The 14,436-nt window shown below is 64.4% G+C and carries 17 protein-coding genes; 10 read left to right on the top strand and 7 right to left on the bottom strand.

The features are described from left to right. The first annotated feature begins 51 nt into the window (after positions 1-51). Entirely contained in the window at positions 52-1,254 is a 1,203-nt protein-coding gene (locus tag AUR64_RS17270) for an inorganic phosphate transporter (protein WP_058583213.1), read from the top strand. Here the strand turns inward: AUR64_RS17270 and AUR64_RS17265 are convergent. After that, positions 1,207-2,961, bottom strand: coding sequence for a histidine kinase N-terminal 7TM domain-containing protein (locus AUR64_RS17265; RefSeq protein WP_058583212.1), 1,755 nt, complete (start codon positions 2,959-2,961; stop codon positions 1,207-1,209). The genes AUR64_RS17270 and AUR64_RS17265 overlap by 48 nt on opposite strands. A 75-nt stretch (positions 2,962-3,036) precedes the next feature. Next, positions 3,037-4,455: a hemolysin family protein gene (locus AUR64_RS17260; protein ID WP_082230840.1), complete on the bottom strand. Its 1,419-nt coding sequence runs from the start codon at positions 4,453-4,455 to the stop codon at positions 3,037-3,039. 103 nt (positions 4,456-4,558) lie between these two features. Between AUR64_RS17260 and AUR64_RS17255 the strand changes: the two genes are divergently transcribed. From AUR64_RS17255 to AUR64_RS17245, 3 genes are all read left to right on the top strand, one after another. Next, positions 4,559-4,879: a glutathione S-transferase N-terminal domain-containing protein gene (locus AUR64_RS17255; protein WP_058583211.1), complete on the top strand. Its 321-nt coding sequence runs from the start codon at positions 4,559-4,561 to the stop codon at positions 4,877-4,879. Continuing rightward, the gene (locus AUR64_RS17250) at positions 4,879-5,388 is read left to right on the top strand and encodes a redoxin domain-containing protein (RefSeq protein WP_058583210.1); all 510 of its coding nucleotides are present in this window, start codon (positions 4,879-4,881) and stop codon (positions 5,386-5,388) included. Before AUR64_RS17255 ends, AUR64_RS17250 begins: the two co-directional genes overlap by 1 nt. Before the next feature lie 84 nt (positions 5,389-5,472). Continuing rightward, positions 5,473-6,060, top strand: coding sequence for an L-threonylcarbamoyladenylate synthase (locus AUR64_RS17245; protein WP_058583209.1), 588 nt, complete (start codon positions 5,473-5,475; stop codon positions 6,058-6,060). Positions 6,061-6,096: 36 nt separating this feature from the next. Here AUR64_RS17245 and AUR64_RS17240 read toward each other — a convergent pair whose 3' ends face one another. Both AUR64_RS17240 and AUR64_RS17235 read right to left on the bottom strand, forming a co-directional pair. Then, positions 6,097-6,768 carry a CRISPR-associated protein Cas4 gene (locus tag AUR64_RS17240; RefSeq protein ID WP_058583208.1) on the bottom strand — a complete coding sequence of 224 codons (672 nt, stop codon included), beginning with the start codon at positions 6,766-6,768 and terminating at the stop codon, positions 6,097-6,099. A gap of 218 nt (positions 6,769-6,986) precedes the next feature. Beyond that, positions 6,987-7,586, bottom strand: coding sequence for a hypothetical protein (locus AUR64_RS17235; RefSeq protein WP_058583207.1), 600 nt, complete (start codon positions 7,584-7,586; stop codon positions 6,987-6,989). Between the two features lie 107 nt (positions 7,587-7,693). Here AUR64_RS17235 and AUR64_RS17230 point away from each other — a divergent pair, with 107 nt between their 5' ends. The 4 genes from AUR64_RS17230 to AUR64_RS17215 all read left to right on the top strand — a co-directional run bounded on the left by AUR64_RS17230 (position 7,694) and on the right by AUR64_RS17215 (position 12,036). Beyond that, the gene (locus AUR64_RS17230; protein ID WP_058583206.1) at positions 7,694-8,278 is read left to right on the top strand and encodes a biotin transporter BioY; all 585 of its coding nucleotides are present in this window, start codon (positions 7,694-7,696) and stop codon (positions 8,276-8,278) included. A 5-nt stretch (positions 8,279-8,283) separates the two neighbouring features. Continuing rightward, positions 8,284-9,024 (top strand): energy-coupling factor ABC transporter ATP-binding protein, encoded by a 741-nt coding sequence (locus tag AUR64_RS17225; protein ID WP_058583205.1) that lies wholly within the window; start codon positions 8,284-8,286, stop codon positions 9,022-9,024. Continuing rightward, positions 9,018-9,722 carry an energy-coupling factor transporter transmembrane component T family protein gene (locus tag AUR64_RS17220; RefSeq protein WP_058583204.1) on the top strand — a complete coding sequence of 235 codons (705 nt, stop codon included), beginning with the start codon at positions 9,018-9,020 and terminating at the stop codon, positions 9,720-9,722. The genes AUR64_RS17225 and AUR64_RS17220 overlap by 7 nt, the downstream gene beginning before the upstream one ends. 94 nt (positions 9,723-9,816) lie before the next feature. Further along, positions 9,817-12,036: a heterodisulfide reductase-related iron-sulfur binding cluster gene (locus AUR64_RS17215; protein ID WP_082230839.1), complete on the top strand. Its 2,220-nt coding sequence runs from the start codon at positions 9,817-9,819 to the stop codon at positions 12,034-12,036. Positions 12,037-12,057: 21 nt separating this feature from the next. Here the strand turns inward: AUR64_RS17215 and AUR64_RS17210 are convergent, their stop codons facing one another. Both AUR64_RS17210 and AUR64_RS17205 read right to left on the bottom strand, forming a co-directional pair. Then, the gene (locus AUR64_RS17210; protein ID WP_058583203.1) at positions 12,058-12,513 is read right to left on the bottom strand and encodes a ferritin-like domain-containing protein; all 456 of its coding nucleotides are present in this window, start codon (positions 12,511-12,513) and stop codon (positions 12,058-12,060) included. Between the two features lie 125 nt (positions 12,514-12,638). After that, on the bottom strand, positions 12,639-12,959 hold the full coding sequence (locus tag AUR64_RS17205) for a 4Fe-4S dicluster domain-containing protein (protein WP_058583202.1): 321 nt from the start codon (positions 12,957-12,959) through the stop codon (positions 12,639-12,641). A 133-nt stretch (positions 12,960-13,092) separates the two neighbouring features. Here AUR64_RS17205 and AUR64_RS17200 point away from each other — a divergent pair, with 133 nt between their 5' ends. After that, positions 13,093-13,569 (top strand): cupin domain-containing protein, encoded by a 477-nt coding sequence (locus tag AUR64_RS17200; protein WP_058583201.1) that lies wholly within the window; start codon positions 13,093-13,095, stop codon positions 13,567-13,569. A 40-nt stretch (positions 13,570-13,609) separates the two neighbouring features. After that, positions 13,610-13,966 (top strand): thiol-disulfide oxidoreductase DCC family protein, encoded by a 357-nt coding sequence (locus AUR64_RS17195; RefSeq protein ID WP_058583200.1) that lies wholly within the window; start codon positions 13,610-13,612, stop codon positions 13,964-13,966. 51 nt (positions 13,967-14,017) lie between these two features. Here AUR64_RS17195 and AUR64_RS17190 read toward each other — a convergent pair whose 3' ends face one another. Continuing rightward, positions 14,018-14,305: a DUF7853 family protein gene (locus AUR64_RS17190; protein WP_058583199.1), complete on the bottom strand. Its 288-nt coding sequence runs from the start codon at positions 14,303-14,305 to the stop codon at positions 14,018-14,020. Positions 14,306-14,436: the final 131 nt, after the last annotated feature.

The raw sequence follows: 14,436 nt of genomic DNA, 5'->3' as shown, positions 1-14,436 counted from the left end.
TCGCCGATTCCCGGTAGGCACTTGTAAACAGCGCGCGCACAACAGACCAGAATGGTAGCCGTCGAGACGGTTGCGACGTTCGTCGTAGCGGCCCTCGCCAGTCTGTTCATGGCGTGGGCTATCGGTGCTGGGTCGTCGGGGTCGACGCCGTTCGCCCCCGCCGTCGGAGCCAACGCTATCTCGGTGATGCGTGCGGGCTTCATCGTCGGCATCCTCGGCTTCGCAGGCGCGGTGTTACAGGGCGCGAGCGTCACCGAAGCCGTCGGAACCGAACTCATCGTTGGAGTCCAACTGTCGGCCATCGCGGCGACGGTCGGTCTGCTGACCGCGGCGGCGCTCGTCGCCGTCGGCGTCTTCACGGGGTATCCTATCGCCACCGCGTTCACCGTCACCGGGGCCGTCGTCGGTGTCGGCCTCGCACTCGGGGGCGCGCCCGCGTGGCCGAAGTACCAAGAAATCGTCGCGCTGTGGGTGCTCACCCCGTTCGTCGGCGGCGGTATCGCGTACGCGACGGCGAAGACGCTTCGGGCCGAACGCGTCGCCGAGCGTTTCGCCGTTCCACTTCTCGCCGGCATCGTCGGCGCACTCGTCGCCAACGTCCAGTTCTCGGTGCTCGGTCCGGGAAGTGCCGGCGCGAGTATCGCCGTCGCCACGGCGACCCGTCTCGGCATTCCGTCGGTGTCGGGTCTCCCCGTCGGCCGAATCCTCGTGACGCTCGTGCTCGCGGCACTCGTCGTCGTCGCACTGTACCGAAACATGGTGCGCGACGCCGCCAGCGGACAACGGCGGTTCCTCTTGGCACTCGGCGGCCTCGTCGCGTTCTCGGCGGGCGGCAGTCAGGTCGGTCTCGCCATCGGCCCGCTCGTTCCCCTTCTGGGTCCGGCGACACCGATTCCACTCATCGTCGTGCTGGTCGGCGGTGGCCTCGGACTGTTGGCGGGGTCGTGGACCGGCGCGCCGCGGATGATAAAGGCCATCGCACAGGACTACTCCTCGCTCGGCCCGCGGCGCTCTATCGCCGCGCTCATCCCCTCGTTCGCCATCGCACAGGCGGCCGTCGCCTTCGGTATTCCCGTCTCGTTCAACGAAATCATCGTCAGCGCCATCATCGGCAGCGGCTACGCCGCCGGCGGTAGCGGGGTGAGTCGCAAGAAGATGCTGTACACGGTGCTCGCGTGGGTCGGGTCGTTAGCGCTGGCACTCGCGTTAGGCTACGGGATTTTCACCGTGGTCGACCTGCTCGTGGGAGTCTGAGGCAGCCTCGTCTGTCCCGTCGTCACCGTCTGTTTGTTCGTCCTCGTCTTTCCCACCGGTGTCGTCGCGCGGCACGGAGAACACCACCGTACACCCGTCGCCGCCGTCGCGGATGTCGAGGCTACCGCCCGACCGAGCGACGGTCCACTTCACCAACCAGAGACCCAAGCCGCTCGAGTGTTCGAGCGCCGTCTCTCGACCGGTGGTGAGGACCGCCCGCTCGTGCGCTGGAATTCCGGGTCCGTCGTCGCTGACCACGACGCGTCCGGTGTCGTCGTCGACGTCGACTGTGAGTTCGACGCGGCCGTCTCCGTGCGTGACGGCGTTTTCGACCAGTTCCGAGACGATCCGCGAGAGCGACCCGTCGACGCGGACGCGACAGTCCGCCGATGGAGTCGTGACGGTGATAGTCGCATCCGGGTACTGGTCGCGGAACTCGGCGCAAACGGTGTCGACGGTCGCGCCGAGGTCGACGGAGTTCGACGACGACTCCGAGAGCAACCGTTCTACGTCCCGCGCCTTCGCGCTCTGTCGGACGAGTCGAACGCCGCGCTCTCGACACCGCTCGACGGACGCGGAGACGCCCTCGCTCTCGCTTTGGTCGGCGATTTGGTCGAGATAGCCGAGTATGACGTTCATGTCGTTGCGCAGATTGTGCCGGAGCACTCGGTTCTGGACTTCGAGACGCTGCTGACGAATCCGGCGGTCGGTCACGTCCCGGAGCGTGACGAGACGGCCGATTCGGTGACCGCGAAACGCCCGAACCGGCGACGTCTCCACACGAAACGTTCGCCGGGCGTTGTTCAGCGTGGTAGTGAGCAGTTTCTGGTCGTTCTCTTCGATGTCTTCGTACGCGACGCCCGGAAACACCGCCTCGAACGGACGGTCGACCAGCGCCGTTCGCGGTTCGCCACACAGCTCTTCGGCGGCGGCGTTGAGGTCGAGTATCGCGCCGCTGCGGTCGAGGATGACCGCGCCGTCGTTCATATCCTCCAACGCGGCGTCGCGGGCGAGTTCCCGGACGACGGGCATCGTATCGAGCAGTCGGAACCTGACGACCGCAGTGGCAAAACAGAGGCCGGTCCCGACGAGTGCGACCGGCGTCGGGTCCGTCGTCGCCAGCGCCGCCCATCCCGAGAGGTACAGCGCGTTCGCAACCCACGGCAGCGCAACACCGGTGAGCAACAGCGCGACGTGTCGTTTGTACAGGTCGAGTCGGACGACGGTCCAGAGCAACACGACCGTGCCGCTCAGCAACAACAGATACGAGTACGCCGCGTGGACCCAGAAGGCGGGTCCGTGGACGGTTGCTAATCCGCTCTCGACGACAGTGGTGCTCGACCACAACAGTCCGTGTGCGTCGTTCGTCGCCGCGAGCGTCAGGACGACGACGGGTTCGACGGCCAAGCCCGCGACGACCGATGTCGTCAGTCGGTTACCCCCTCCGGCGTACGCGACGGCGAAGGCGACCCACGCTCCCGGCGTGACGACGATGCCGAGATACGCCACCAGCGCCAGCATCTCGACAGTGGCCGGTGTGGAGACGACCCACTGTGCGCCGGCGGCCCCTGCCCACACCGTAACGCCGGCCATCAGTACGCCGAACCACCGGGTTCCGGGAATGCGACGAGCAGTGAACGCGGCGATTGCGAGCACCGCTCCGACGATGGCGGCACCGAACTGGACGACAGCGATTACAGATATCATCGGGAGGCGTCGACCAACGGCCGGCGCGCCGTCGCGGTCGGTTCGGTTACTCTCCCGACTGCCGTAGGATAAGCATTATGTTCGGCGTGGTTGGTCGGTCTCTGAGGACTGGTCCGTCTCGTCCTCGTCGTCGGTCTCGTCGCCGCTCTCGGCGGTGACCGACTCGGGTATCGTGATTCGAGCACGCATGATGCGGGTGTTGTCGACCTCTTCGATGCGGATGACGACGCCGTCGTACTCGATTTCCTCTCCCTCTTCGACGAGACGGCCCGCGCGATTGAAGATGAACCCGGCGAGCGTCTCGAACTCCTCGCCTTCGGGCAGTTCGAGTTCCAGTACCTCGTTCACTTCGTCGATGTTCACCTCGCCGCGCACGAGCGTCGTGCGCTCGTCGACTCTATCGAACGCCTCCTCCTCGTCACCTTCGAGGATGTCACCGACGATTTCCTCGGCGACGTCTTCGAGCGTGATGATTCCCTCGGTGGTGCCGAACTCGTCGATAACGACGACCATCTGGAGGCGGTTGTCCTGCATCTCCGCGAGCAGTTCGTCGACGTTCTTCGACTCGGGGACGTGCAGCGTCGGGTTGACGACGTCGGCGAGGTTGTCGCTGCCCTCGCCGTAGTGTTTCTCGCGGACGAGGTCACGCACGTTGACGATGCCGATGATGTTGTCGAGGTTGCCGTCGTAGACGGGGATGCGCTCGTGGTCGGCCTGCACACACGTCTCGATGGCTTCGTCGATGGTCGCGTCTTTCGGGACGGCCGTCACGTCGAGACGCGGCGTCATCACCTCCTTGGCGATGGTGTTCGTAAAGCGGAAGATTCGGTCGAGCATCTCGCGCTCCTCCTCTTCGATGACGCCCTCACGTTCACCGGTCTCAATCATGTCCTGAATCTCGTCGCGGGTGATGTACGACGACTCGATGGAGGACTGCCCGCCGGTGATTTTGTTTATCCACTGGGTGAGGTAGTCGAAGAAGACGACCAACGGATAGAGTACGTACTCGGAGTATTTCAGCGGACGAGCGACTCGGAGCGACCACGACTCCGTGTTTTCGACCGCGTAGGACTTCGGCGCACTCTCGCCGAACAGCAGCACGAGCGTCGTGATACCGAGCGTCGAGATGAGCACGGATTCGAGGCCGCTGAAGTCGTAGTACGACAGCAGTCCCGTCGTGATGGAGGACATCGCGATGTTGGCGATGTTGTTACCGACGAGAATAGTCACCAACAGACGGTGTGGATTCTCTTTGAGCGCCTGTACGGTCTTCGCGTTCGGGACACCGTCTTCGACGAGCGAGTCGACGCGGTGTTTCGCAAGCGAGAACATCGCTATCTCCGAGGAGGAGAAAAACGCCGAGAGGGCGATGAGCACTCCGATAGTCAAGACGCCGCCGATGGCGACAGTCGTCGAGTTGACCGGGAGAGGACCAATCGCTTGTGCGGACTGAAGAGGCAGAGAATGAGCTGTGAGTAGCAGGCGCAAACCCATGTGACACCTATCCTTATCTTGGACCCAAATTAAGAGTTGTCCTCGCCTCCCGCGAGGTTCCGCGAGCGAAGCGCTTAGGCCGCGAACGCCCGTAACCGAACGCATGTCCGACGAACCAGCGATTACCCTGTATCGGCTACAGGCGTGTCCGTACTGCGAGCGTGTCGTCCGCAAACTCCACGAGTACGACCTCGACTACCGCTCGCGTTTCGTCGAACCGATGCACTCGCAACGCAACGTCGTCAAGCGAATCTCGGGCAAACGCACCGCCCCGGCCATCGTCGACGAGAACACCGGGTTGACGATGTCCGAGTCGGCGAACATCGTCGAGTACCTCGAGAAGACGTACGGCGAGGCGGCGACCGACGGCGGTGTCGACGTCGGTGACGACCGCGAGGACGCCGACAACGGAGGTGCCGCATAATGCCGGAGTTCGACGTCGTCGACCTCCCCGAGACGGACCACGTCGACGTCGGCGACACGGCTCCCGACTTCACCCGGCCGCTCGTCAACGCGGAGTACTGGGAGGACGTGTCGCTGTCGGAACTCACCGACGACGGACCCGTTCTCCTCGTGTTCTACACGATGGACGGCGCGTTCCCGGCAACGTACATGTGGAACGAGATTCGTGACCGAAGCTGGGGAGAGAAGCTCACTGTCGTCGGCCTCTCTATCTCCTCGGCGTACGAGCACAAGACACTCATCGAGGAACGGGGGATGGAGTACTCGCTCTTTTCGGACCCACAGAACGGCGTCGCCGCCGACTACGGCGTCGAGAACGACCTCGACGGCATGGCGGGCGTGAGCGAGGCCCGGCCAGCGGTGTTCCTCCTCGACGGCGACCGAACCGTCGAGTACGCGTGGGTCGCAAGCGAGTGGCCCGACTTCCCCGACTACGACGAGGTCGAGGCGGCCATCGACGACCTCGTCTGAGGCCGGAGACGAACCGAGAGTCGACACTGCCGCGAAGTCACTCGAACGCAGCACGCTTTTTTGCCCGACCGGCAATCCATCCGTATGGACACAATCGTCGACGCCGTCGCCGCCGTCGAACGCGGCGAGGCGGTCGTCTATCCGACGGAAACGGTGTACGGACTCGGCGCGAACGCCATCGACGCCGACGCCGTCGAACGCGTGTTCGAGCTGAAGGGCCGCGCACGCGACAAACCCCTCTCGCTCGGCGTGCCGAGCGTCGACGCCGCGTTGCAGTACACCGACCCGACCGACCGCGAAACCCGGTTCATGCGCGAGTTCCTCCCGGGTCCGGTCACCGTCGTTACCCCCCGTCGGGAGATGGTTCCCGACGTTCTGACCGCCGGCAGCGACCGCGTCGGCATCCGGGTCCCGGACCACGACCTCGCGCTCGAACTGCTCTCGGAACTCGCGCCGACGCCGTTGACGGCGACGAGCGCCAATCGGAGTGGTGCGGGAAGCGTCCGCCGCGTCGACGAACTCGACGCTCGAATTCTCGACTCGGTCGGTGCGGTGCTCGACGACGGCGAAACGGCCGGCACCGAGAGCACGGTGGTCGACGTGGGCGAGAACGTCGTCCACCGTCGCGGGGCGCGCGCGGACGACATCGAAGCGTGGTTGGAACGCGAGTAAGCCGAAGCGTGGCCAGAACGCGAGTAAGGCGACGACTCACAACCCGAACAGCGACCGCAGCGACCGGGTTTTGATGCCGCACTCCGTCCGATACTCGCAGGACGAACATTTGTCGCTGCCGCGGAGTCGTGGCGGCGGGCCGTCCATCGACTGCACGGTTCGAACGGCGGTTCGATAGGCGGCTTTCGCTCGGGTCGTCAGCCGAACCGTTCGCACGGCGCCGACCGTCGGATACTCCACGAGCGTTTGCGGAATCTCGCGTTCTTCCTCCCACGAGAGCGCCTTCGCCGCGGCGACGGCGCGCACTTTCTGTGGCTTCCAAACGCCGCGTTCGGGCGGTTGGCCGGGCGAGACGAGTGTCGGTATCGGCGGGTCGTCGTCGTCCGACCCGCTCGTGAGAACTTTGTGCGCGATGCCACGAGCGTCCTTGCCGCGGAGCAACCGCTCGCATTCGGCGGGATTGCAGAGTTTCGACCATTCGTCGCGTTCGCGGAGGTCTCGAAGCGCCCGGCGGTACGCCTCCGGTTCGACTGCGACGCCGAGGTCTCGAATCGTCTCGTCGGCGGCGTCGACGAGTTCGCCGTAGCGAAACGCCAGTTTTCGAATCTCGGCGACCTCCGGCGGCGGTCCCCGGTCGTCGTCGCGGCGAGCGTAGTACAACTGCCGCGGACAGTAGGTCGCCTGCGAGAGGTCGGTGAACGTCGGCACGCGACGAGTTGGTTCCGTCTCGGTATTTGAACCTACGGACCCCAGTATTCCTGTAAACCGAGGGATATATCGATACTGCACGGTCAGGGTTCTGCGGAGCTGTGTTTCAGCCGTCGTACTGAGAGTGCGGCCGCAGGCCGCACTCTCAGCCTTTTTGGTGCAGATTTTTGCGCCGAGCGGTTCGCGCCCTGCGCGAACCCGAGGCGTAAAAAGGTGCGTTAGAAGGAAACGTTCGTCTCGATGTCCTCGGTCGCATCTCTCAGGCCGTCTTCGCGGGCGGTCTCGGCGAGACGTGTCGAGAGGTCCGAGTCGGTGAGCAGTTCGGCGAACTCGTCGCGGAAGCGGTCGTTCGCGCGAGTCGAGCGCTGGTCGGCTTCGATAATCGCCGAGTAGCGTCCGACCGTCGCCTCGTCGCTGTCGAGTTCGACCGCTCGGTCACGCATCGGCACGTCGTTGACGACGAGCGTGCGCAGTTCGTCGAGCGCGAACGGCGACTCGCGGTCGGCGTCGTTCACGAGATGAAGGTCCATCCGCGCATCGAACACCGCCGACTCGTCGACATCGAGTTCCGCGGCCAGTTGTTCGTCGGACTGTTCGTCGTAGAACCCGCGCACGACTGCTACGAGCGTCTCCGTCTCCAAGTCGCTCGTGAACTCGTACCGACTCCGCATCGTCGTGACGAGTTCGTCGAGTCGTCGCTCAACGGCCTCCTCGTCCTCGGTCAGGGACCCCCGCTTTTCGTCCTGACTCTCAGTGACGGTGTCCGAACCGGTGGCATCGATGAAGATGTCCCGCAGTTCCGCCGTCTTCTCGTCCATGGTGAGTATAAGAATCGTCTGGTGTACAAAAGCCTACTGCCAACTCACGTGGGATGCGAACGTTGTAAACCAATGTCTTGAAGTAGGTTTACGAAACAGTCGAATCCATGGCAACATCGACAGACGGCGTCGAACTCGTCGGCGACGAGACGGCCAAGAACATCGCCCGTGCTGCGCTGTTCGCAGCGCTGATGGGCGCGTTCGGCTTCGTCTCGTTTCCGAATCCAGTCTCGCCCGCACCGGTCACCTTGCAGGTACTCGGCGTGTTCCTCGCCGGCATCATGCTCGGCCCCGTCTGGGGGGCCGCATCGATGGTACTGTACCTCGCCGCAGGTGCAGCGGGCGTTCCTGTCTTCGCAGGCGGCGGTGCCGGATTCGGCTCGCTGCTGGCGGACCCGACGCTCGGCTATCTCTGGTCGTACCCCGTCGCGGCGGCGCTCATCGGCGCCGTCGTCCATCGGGGCGTCTCGCTTCGTGATTACCGCGCGGCGAGCACGCCGCTTCTCGTCGGCGCGATGGTCGCCGGAACCGTCGTCATCTACGCGTTCGGGATGGCCGGCCTGATGCTGACGCTCGGCTATGGAATCGCCGAAGCGTTCGCCGTCGGTGCGGCCGCGTTCCTCCCCGCCGAGGCGCTGAAAATCGCCGCCGCCGTCGGCATCGTCCGTTCGGACGCCGTCGCCGCCGCGTAACCGAAATGATTCGGGTCCGAAACCTCACCCACCGCTATGGCGACACCGTCGCCGTCGACGACGTCTCGCTCACCGTCGACGACGGTGAGTTTCTCCTCGTCGTCGGAGCCAACGGGTCGGGGAAGTCGACGCTCGTCCGCCACTTCAACGGTCTGCTCGACCCCGATTCCGGCGAGGTGTCGGTCGACGGAACTCGGGTGCAAGACGACTTCGTCGCCGCACGCGTCGCCGTCGGGATGGTGTTTCAGGACCCGCGCGACCAACTCGTCTCGGCCACCGTCGGCGCGGACGTGGCGTTCGGCCCCGAGAACCTCGGACTGTCTCGAACTGAAATCGACCGCCGCGTCGACGCCGCGCTCTCGGCGGTGAATCTCGAAGAGAAGGAAAACGACCGAGTCACCGACCTCTCGGGAGGCGAACGCGAACGCGTCGCTATCGCGGGGGCGCTGGCGATGGAACCGACGCACCTCGTGTTGGACGAACCCTTCACCGGCTTGGACGAACCCGCGCGGCGCTCGGTACTCGACCGACTCCGGTCGCTGCACGCCGACGGAACGAGCGTCGTCGTCGTCACCCACGACCTGCGCGACGTACTCTCGCTCGCCGACCGAGTGGTAGCGATGGCCGACGGTCGAATCGTCGTCGTCGACGACGACGCTGATTCGACATCGGCCCGCGAGTCGCTCTCGAACCTCGACGTTCGCCTGCCCACCGAACCCCGTCCGCCGGCCGACGACCCGTGCTGAGTTATGCCCCCGACGAGTCGCTCGCACACCGTCTCGACCCGCGGACCAAATTGCTCGTCCAGTTCGCGTTCGTCGCCGCCGCGTTCGCCCACGAGACGCCGCAGGGACTGTTGGCACTCTCGGCGGTGGCCGCCGTTCTTCTCGCATCTGCGGGACTCTCGCCGCTCTCTGCGCTGCGAGAGTTTCGGTACCTTCTCCCGTTTCTTCTCGCCGGTCCGCTCGTTTCGGCGCTGACGCTCGGCCCGCCGTGGGTCGTCGTCGCCGACGCCCGAGAGCCTGCGCTCGCCAGCTATCGAGCACTGCTCGTGTTGTTCGTCACCGCCGCGTACGTCCGGTCGACGCCCGTCCGCGACACGCGCGCGGCCATCCAACGGACCGTTCCCGGGAAACTCGGCCAGTTTCTGGGTATGGGAATCTCGCTCGTTTTTCGGTTCTTCCCACTCTTGCTCGCGGATTTGCGCAGAACCCGCGAGGCGATGGCTGCCCGTCTCGGCGACGAGCGACCGGTCACAGAGCGCATCCAGCGCACCGCGATAGCGGGATTGAACCGGGCGTTCGGCCGCGCGGACCGTCTCTCGCTCGCGCTTCGGGCCCGCTGTTTCGCGTGGAACCCGACGCTGCCGGCGCTTCGGTTCGGCCGTCTCGACTGGCTCGGGTTTGCTGTCGCGGCAGTTCTTGCACTCTGGTCGGTTCTCTGACCATCACGCCGTCTGCCGCTCCCGGCCGTCTCCGCTCTCGCGCGCAGCGAAGCGGGTGGCAAGATTTAACCACTCGGTACCCCGGTGATTGAGTATGATAGATTCGCAGGTTGGCGGCGCGCTCGCGCCGTCTCCGGGCGTTCCGGCGGCGCTCCTGCAGGCGGAAGCGCCGACGCGCCCGACGTTCTGGACGATAAGCTACGTCGGCGAAGCCGTCTTCTACTGGCTGGCAGCGCTGGTGCTTCTCGTCTTCGCCTACGGCGTCTACGAACGGTTCGCCCGCTACACTCGCGGCAGCGAAGACCCGTTCGACCGTCTCGCCGAACTCCCCGAGCGAGTCGGCACCGCCGCGCGTATCGTCCTCTCGAACGAGAAACAGTTCGACCGTGACCTCTACGCGGGCGTGATGCACGCGTTCGTCCTCTGGGGCTTTCTGACGCTGTTCATCGGAACCTCCATTCTCGCGTTCGACATGGACATCTGGACGAAACTGCTCGGTCAGGAGTCGTTCTTCCAGGGTAACTTCTACCTCTCGTACTCGCTGGTAATGGACGCGATGGGCTTTCTGTTCGTTATCGGCGTCGCCATGGCGCTGTACCGCCGCTACGCGGTCCGTCACGAGCGTCTGTGGGGCAAACACACCTCCCGCGAAGACGACGCGTTCATCTGGACGCTGTTTCTGCTCGGCGTCGGCGGCTACGTCATCGAGGCGCTTCGCATCGCCGGTACCGGTTTCCCCGAGTTCGAGACGGTGAGTTTCGTCGGCTACTTCCTCGCGATGGTGTTCGACGGTGCGGGCATGTCCGCCGGTCAGGCCGAATCGCTGTACTGGGCGGGGTGGTGGAGCCACTCGCTTCTCGCACTCGGCTTCATCGCGTGGATTCCGTACGCGAAACCGTTCCACATGATTTCCTCGTTCGCCAACGTCGTCACCCGCGACGAGAAGGCCGGGAGTCGGCTTCCCGGCGTGCCCGCCGACCTCGACCACGTCAACGCCGAGTCCATCGACGACTTCTCGTGGAAGGAGATTCTCGACCAGGACGCCTGCACGAAGTGTGGCCGCTGTTCGTCGGTCTGCCCCGCGAAAGCCTCCGGCCGACCGCTCGACCCGCGCGACGTGATTCTCGACCTCAAATCGTATCGAGAATCGCTTGACGCCGGCGAGACCGAGTCGAAGCCCATCGTCGCCGACGGCGGCGTCATCGCCAGCGAGACGATGGAGTCCTGTATGGCGTGTATGGCCTGCATGGACGCCTGCCCCGTCGAAATCGAGCATCTCTCGTCGTTCACGCGGATGAACCGCCAACTCACCGACGAGGGGGCGGTCCAGTCCAACATGCAGGACGTCTTCGGGAACCTGATGCAGAAGGGCAACACGTTCGGCGACCCGCCGCGCAAGCGCGCCGACTGGGCCGACGACCTCGACTTCGACCTCACCGACGCCCGCGAGGAGGAAGTCGAGTTCCTCTGGTACGTCGGCGACTACCCGAGCTACGACGACCGGAATAAGAAGGTCGCACGCTCGCTCGCCACGCTGTTCGAGCGTGCGGGTGTCTCCTTCGGCATCCTCTTCGACGACGAGAAGTTCGACGGCAACGACATCCGCCGCGTCGGCGAGGAGTTCCTCTACCTCGAACTCGCGGGTCACCACGTCGAAACCTTCGAGGACTGTGAGTTCGAGAAAATCGTCTGTACGGACCCGCACTCGTACAACACGATGAAAAACGAGTATCCGGAAATCGACTTCGCGGAGTTCGCCGACGACCCCGTGATGCCCTTCGAGTACGACGAGTACTGGAACGAAGATGCAGAGATTCCGGTGTACCACTGGTCGCAGGTCGTCGAACAACTCGTCTCCGACGGCCGCCTCGGCCTCGACGGGACGGAACTCGACTACACCGTCACTTACCACGACCCGTGTCACCTCGGGCGGTACAACGACGTGTACGAGGTCCCGCGCGACATCATCAAAGCGACCGGCTGTGACCTCCACGAGATGCCGCGCAACCGCGCGGACTCGTTCTGTTGCGGTGGCGGCGGCGGCGGTCTCTGGATGGAGTTCGACGAGGAACCCAAACCGAGCGAAGAGCGACTCCGCGAGGCGCTCGAAGACACCGACGCGGGGTCCGCAGTGGAGAAATTCGTCGTCGCCTGTCCGATGTGTATGACGATGTACGAAGACGGCAGAAAGACGGGCGACTTCGAGGACGACATCGAAATCGTCGACGTCGCCGAACTGCTCATCGAAGCGCTCGATGCGAAGGCGGAGCGGACGGCCGCCGGCGACGACACGCGGCCGGCGACGGCCGACTGAGTCGGTTCGAGCGCTGTTCGCTCAGTCGTTCTTGTACTCCTTTTTGAACCCACGGAACTCCGTTCGATGTGCCTCCTCGTCGGCGAGAATCGTCACCCCGATATCCTCCGTCACCGGGTCGTCGGCCTCCTCGGCCTGCTTGATGAGCGTTCGATACGTCTCGATGGCGTCTTCTTCGGCGTCGAGGACGCCGTCGATAACCGACAGGACGTCCGTCGTGTCCTCTGGGGGTTGCAGCGACTGCTGGCGAGGGTCGAACTCGGCGGAACCCGGCGGCTGTTCGTCGAGTTGCTTGAGACGCTGGCCGAGCATCTCCGCGTGGCCGAGTTCCTCTTGGATGTCCTCGCGCAGCGACTCCTTGACTTCCTCGGCGCTGACGCCGTCGAGAACGATGGAGTTCGTCAGATAGTTCATCACTGTCTCGAGTTCGTCTTTGTACGCCTGCTTCAGCGTGTTCGTAACGTCTTGAGAAGTCATGCAGGCCACTTGCCACAGCCACCCAATTGTAACTACACATCGGTCGGTACGCGGGACTCTCAGCTATCGGACACAGCGCAGTACGGATTTTCGGACACAGCACAGCGTGGAGAACGTCGGCTTTGTCAGTCTCGACTCGCGTCCACGTCGATAGCGTCAACGGGGCAGATGTCGACACAGAGCATGCAGTCGATGCACTGGTCTTCGTACGTCGGTTCGACTTTCTTCTCGCTCTCGGGGTGGCCCGGGGTGTCCACCCACGTGAACACGTCGACGGGGCAGTTTTCGAGACACGCGCCGTCAGCCAGACAGATGTCGTAGTCGACGGCGACGTGCGTGCCGTGAATGCCGAGTTTCTCCGGCGGGTCGACGAGTCCCCACACGTCGACGCCGTTTTCCTCGCCGACTTTCTCTAGATTTGCGTCGAAGTTCGGGTCGATTCCCATGAGGTGTGGTCGGCGGGTCAGCTACTTAACAACACGTCTCTCGACTTCGACTTCGGTGTCCCGCTTTCGACGCCTCGAGGGGGGGTTCGACTGCCGAGTCGGTTTGATAGCTTTCCCGAGCGAACAGGTACGCATGGACCCCACCAACGAGGCTGACGTCGACTGGACCGAGACCGACCGCGACGACACTCACTTTCGTCGGAAGAAACTCGCCGCGGCCGCCGGTGGCGACCGTCTCGGCTGCAGTCTCTACGAACTCCCGCCGGGCGGCAACTCGTGGCCCTACCACTTCCACACGGGTAACGAGGAGGCGATATACGTGCTTTCGGGAGCGGGAACGCTCCGTCTCGGCGACGACGAACACGACCTCCTCGCGGGCGACTACGTCGCGCTACCGGCCGGCGAAGAGAGCGCCCACCGCGTCGGCAACCGCTCGGAGGAACCGTTTCGCTATCTGATGTTGTCGACGATGGACGACCCGGAGGTGAGCGTCTACCCCGACTCGGGGAAAGTCGGCATTTTCGCCGGTTCGGCTCCCGGCAGCGACGACCCCCGGACCGTCGAGGGGTACTACCGCCGCGACGACACCGTCAGCTACTGGGACGAGTAAAACGGCGGAAACTAAGGCCGAAGCTCCCGAATCTGTAGTTATGTCCTCCCCACGACTCGTCTACGACGACGACTGCGGATTCTGCACGTGGTGCGTCGTCGTCGCCGACCGCTACGGCGAGTTCGAGTTGGTCGGCTTCGCGGAACTCACCGACGACCAACTCGCCCGTCTCCCCGACGACTACGAACGCTGTGCGCATCTGCTGACCGACGAGACCGTCTACTCCTGCGGAGCGGCCGCAGAGCAGACGCTGGCGGCGTTGCATCCTGTTTTCGCGGGCGCGTTTTCGTTGCTTCGCCACGTGCCGACGTATCGGAGCGTCCGAGAGCGACTCTACCGATGGACCGCCGACAGACGGGCACTGTGGGGGCGTTTCGTCAGCCGGTCGTCGGCCTGAGAGGGGCGGCGAAGCGAGATGTTGCCCGGTGTAGGGGACCGAGAGAAACCCTCACTGAATCGTTCGGCGGATGTAGCCGAGTACGGCTTCGCCGGGTTCGACGTCTCGTTCGGGGGCGGACTCCAGATACGTCGAAAGCATCTGTCGGAGTCTCCGGAGTTCGCTGTCGGTGAACGTCTCGTCTTCCTCGACTTTTTCACGAAGTGTGTGTTCCTGCATCGGCTTCTGCCCGGTGTCGAGCGTCCGCTCGATGGCCGCGAGAACTGCGGCGTGGACGACCCACGATTCGGCGTGCGTGAGGTCGAGTTCGGCTGAGCCGTTGTACGCTGGAGTGGTCATGGCTCGTCCGACGCTACGTCGTGGAGGGGTAAAGCCTCCCCGCCCGTGTCGCAATCGAAACGTACATCACTGAGCGGAAGGAGTGCCCGAATTCCAACGTCCCGGGCGACTCCACGAAAACTGATACAGAA

Source organism: Haloprofundus marisrubri (assembly GCF_001469955.1).
GTDB lineage: Archaea > Halobacteriota > Halobacteria > Halobacteriales > Haloferacaceae > Haloprofundus > Haloprofundus marisrubri.
This window is presented reverse-complemented; position numbering and strand designations above follow the sequence as displayed.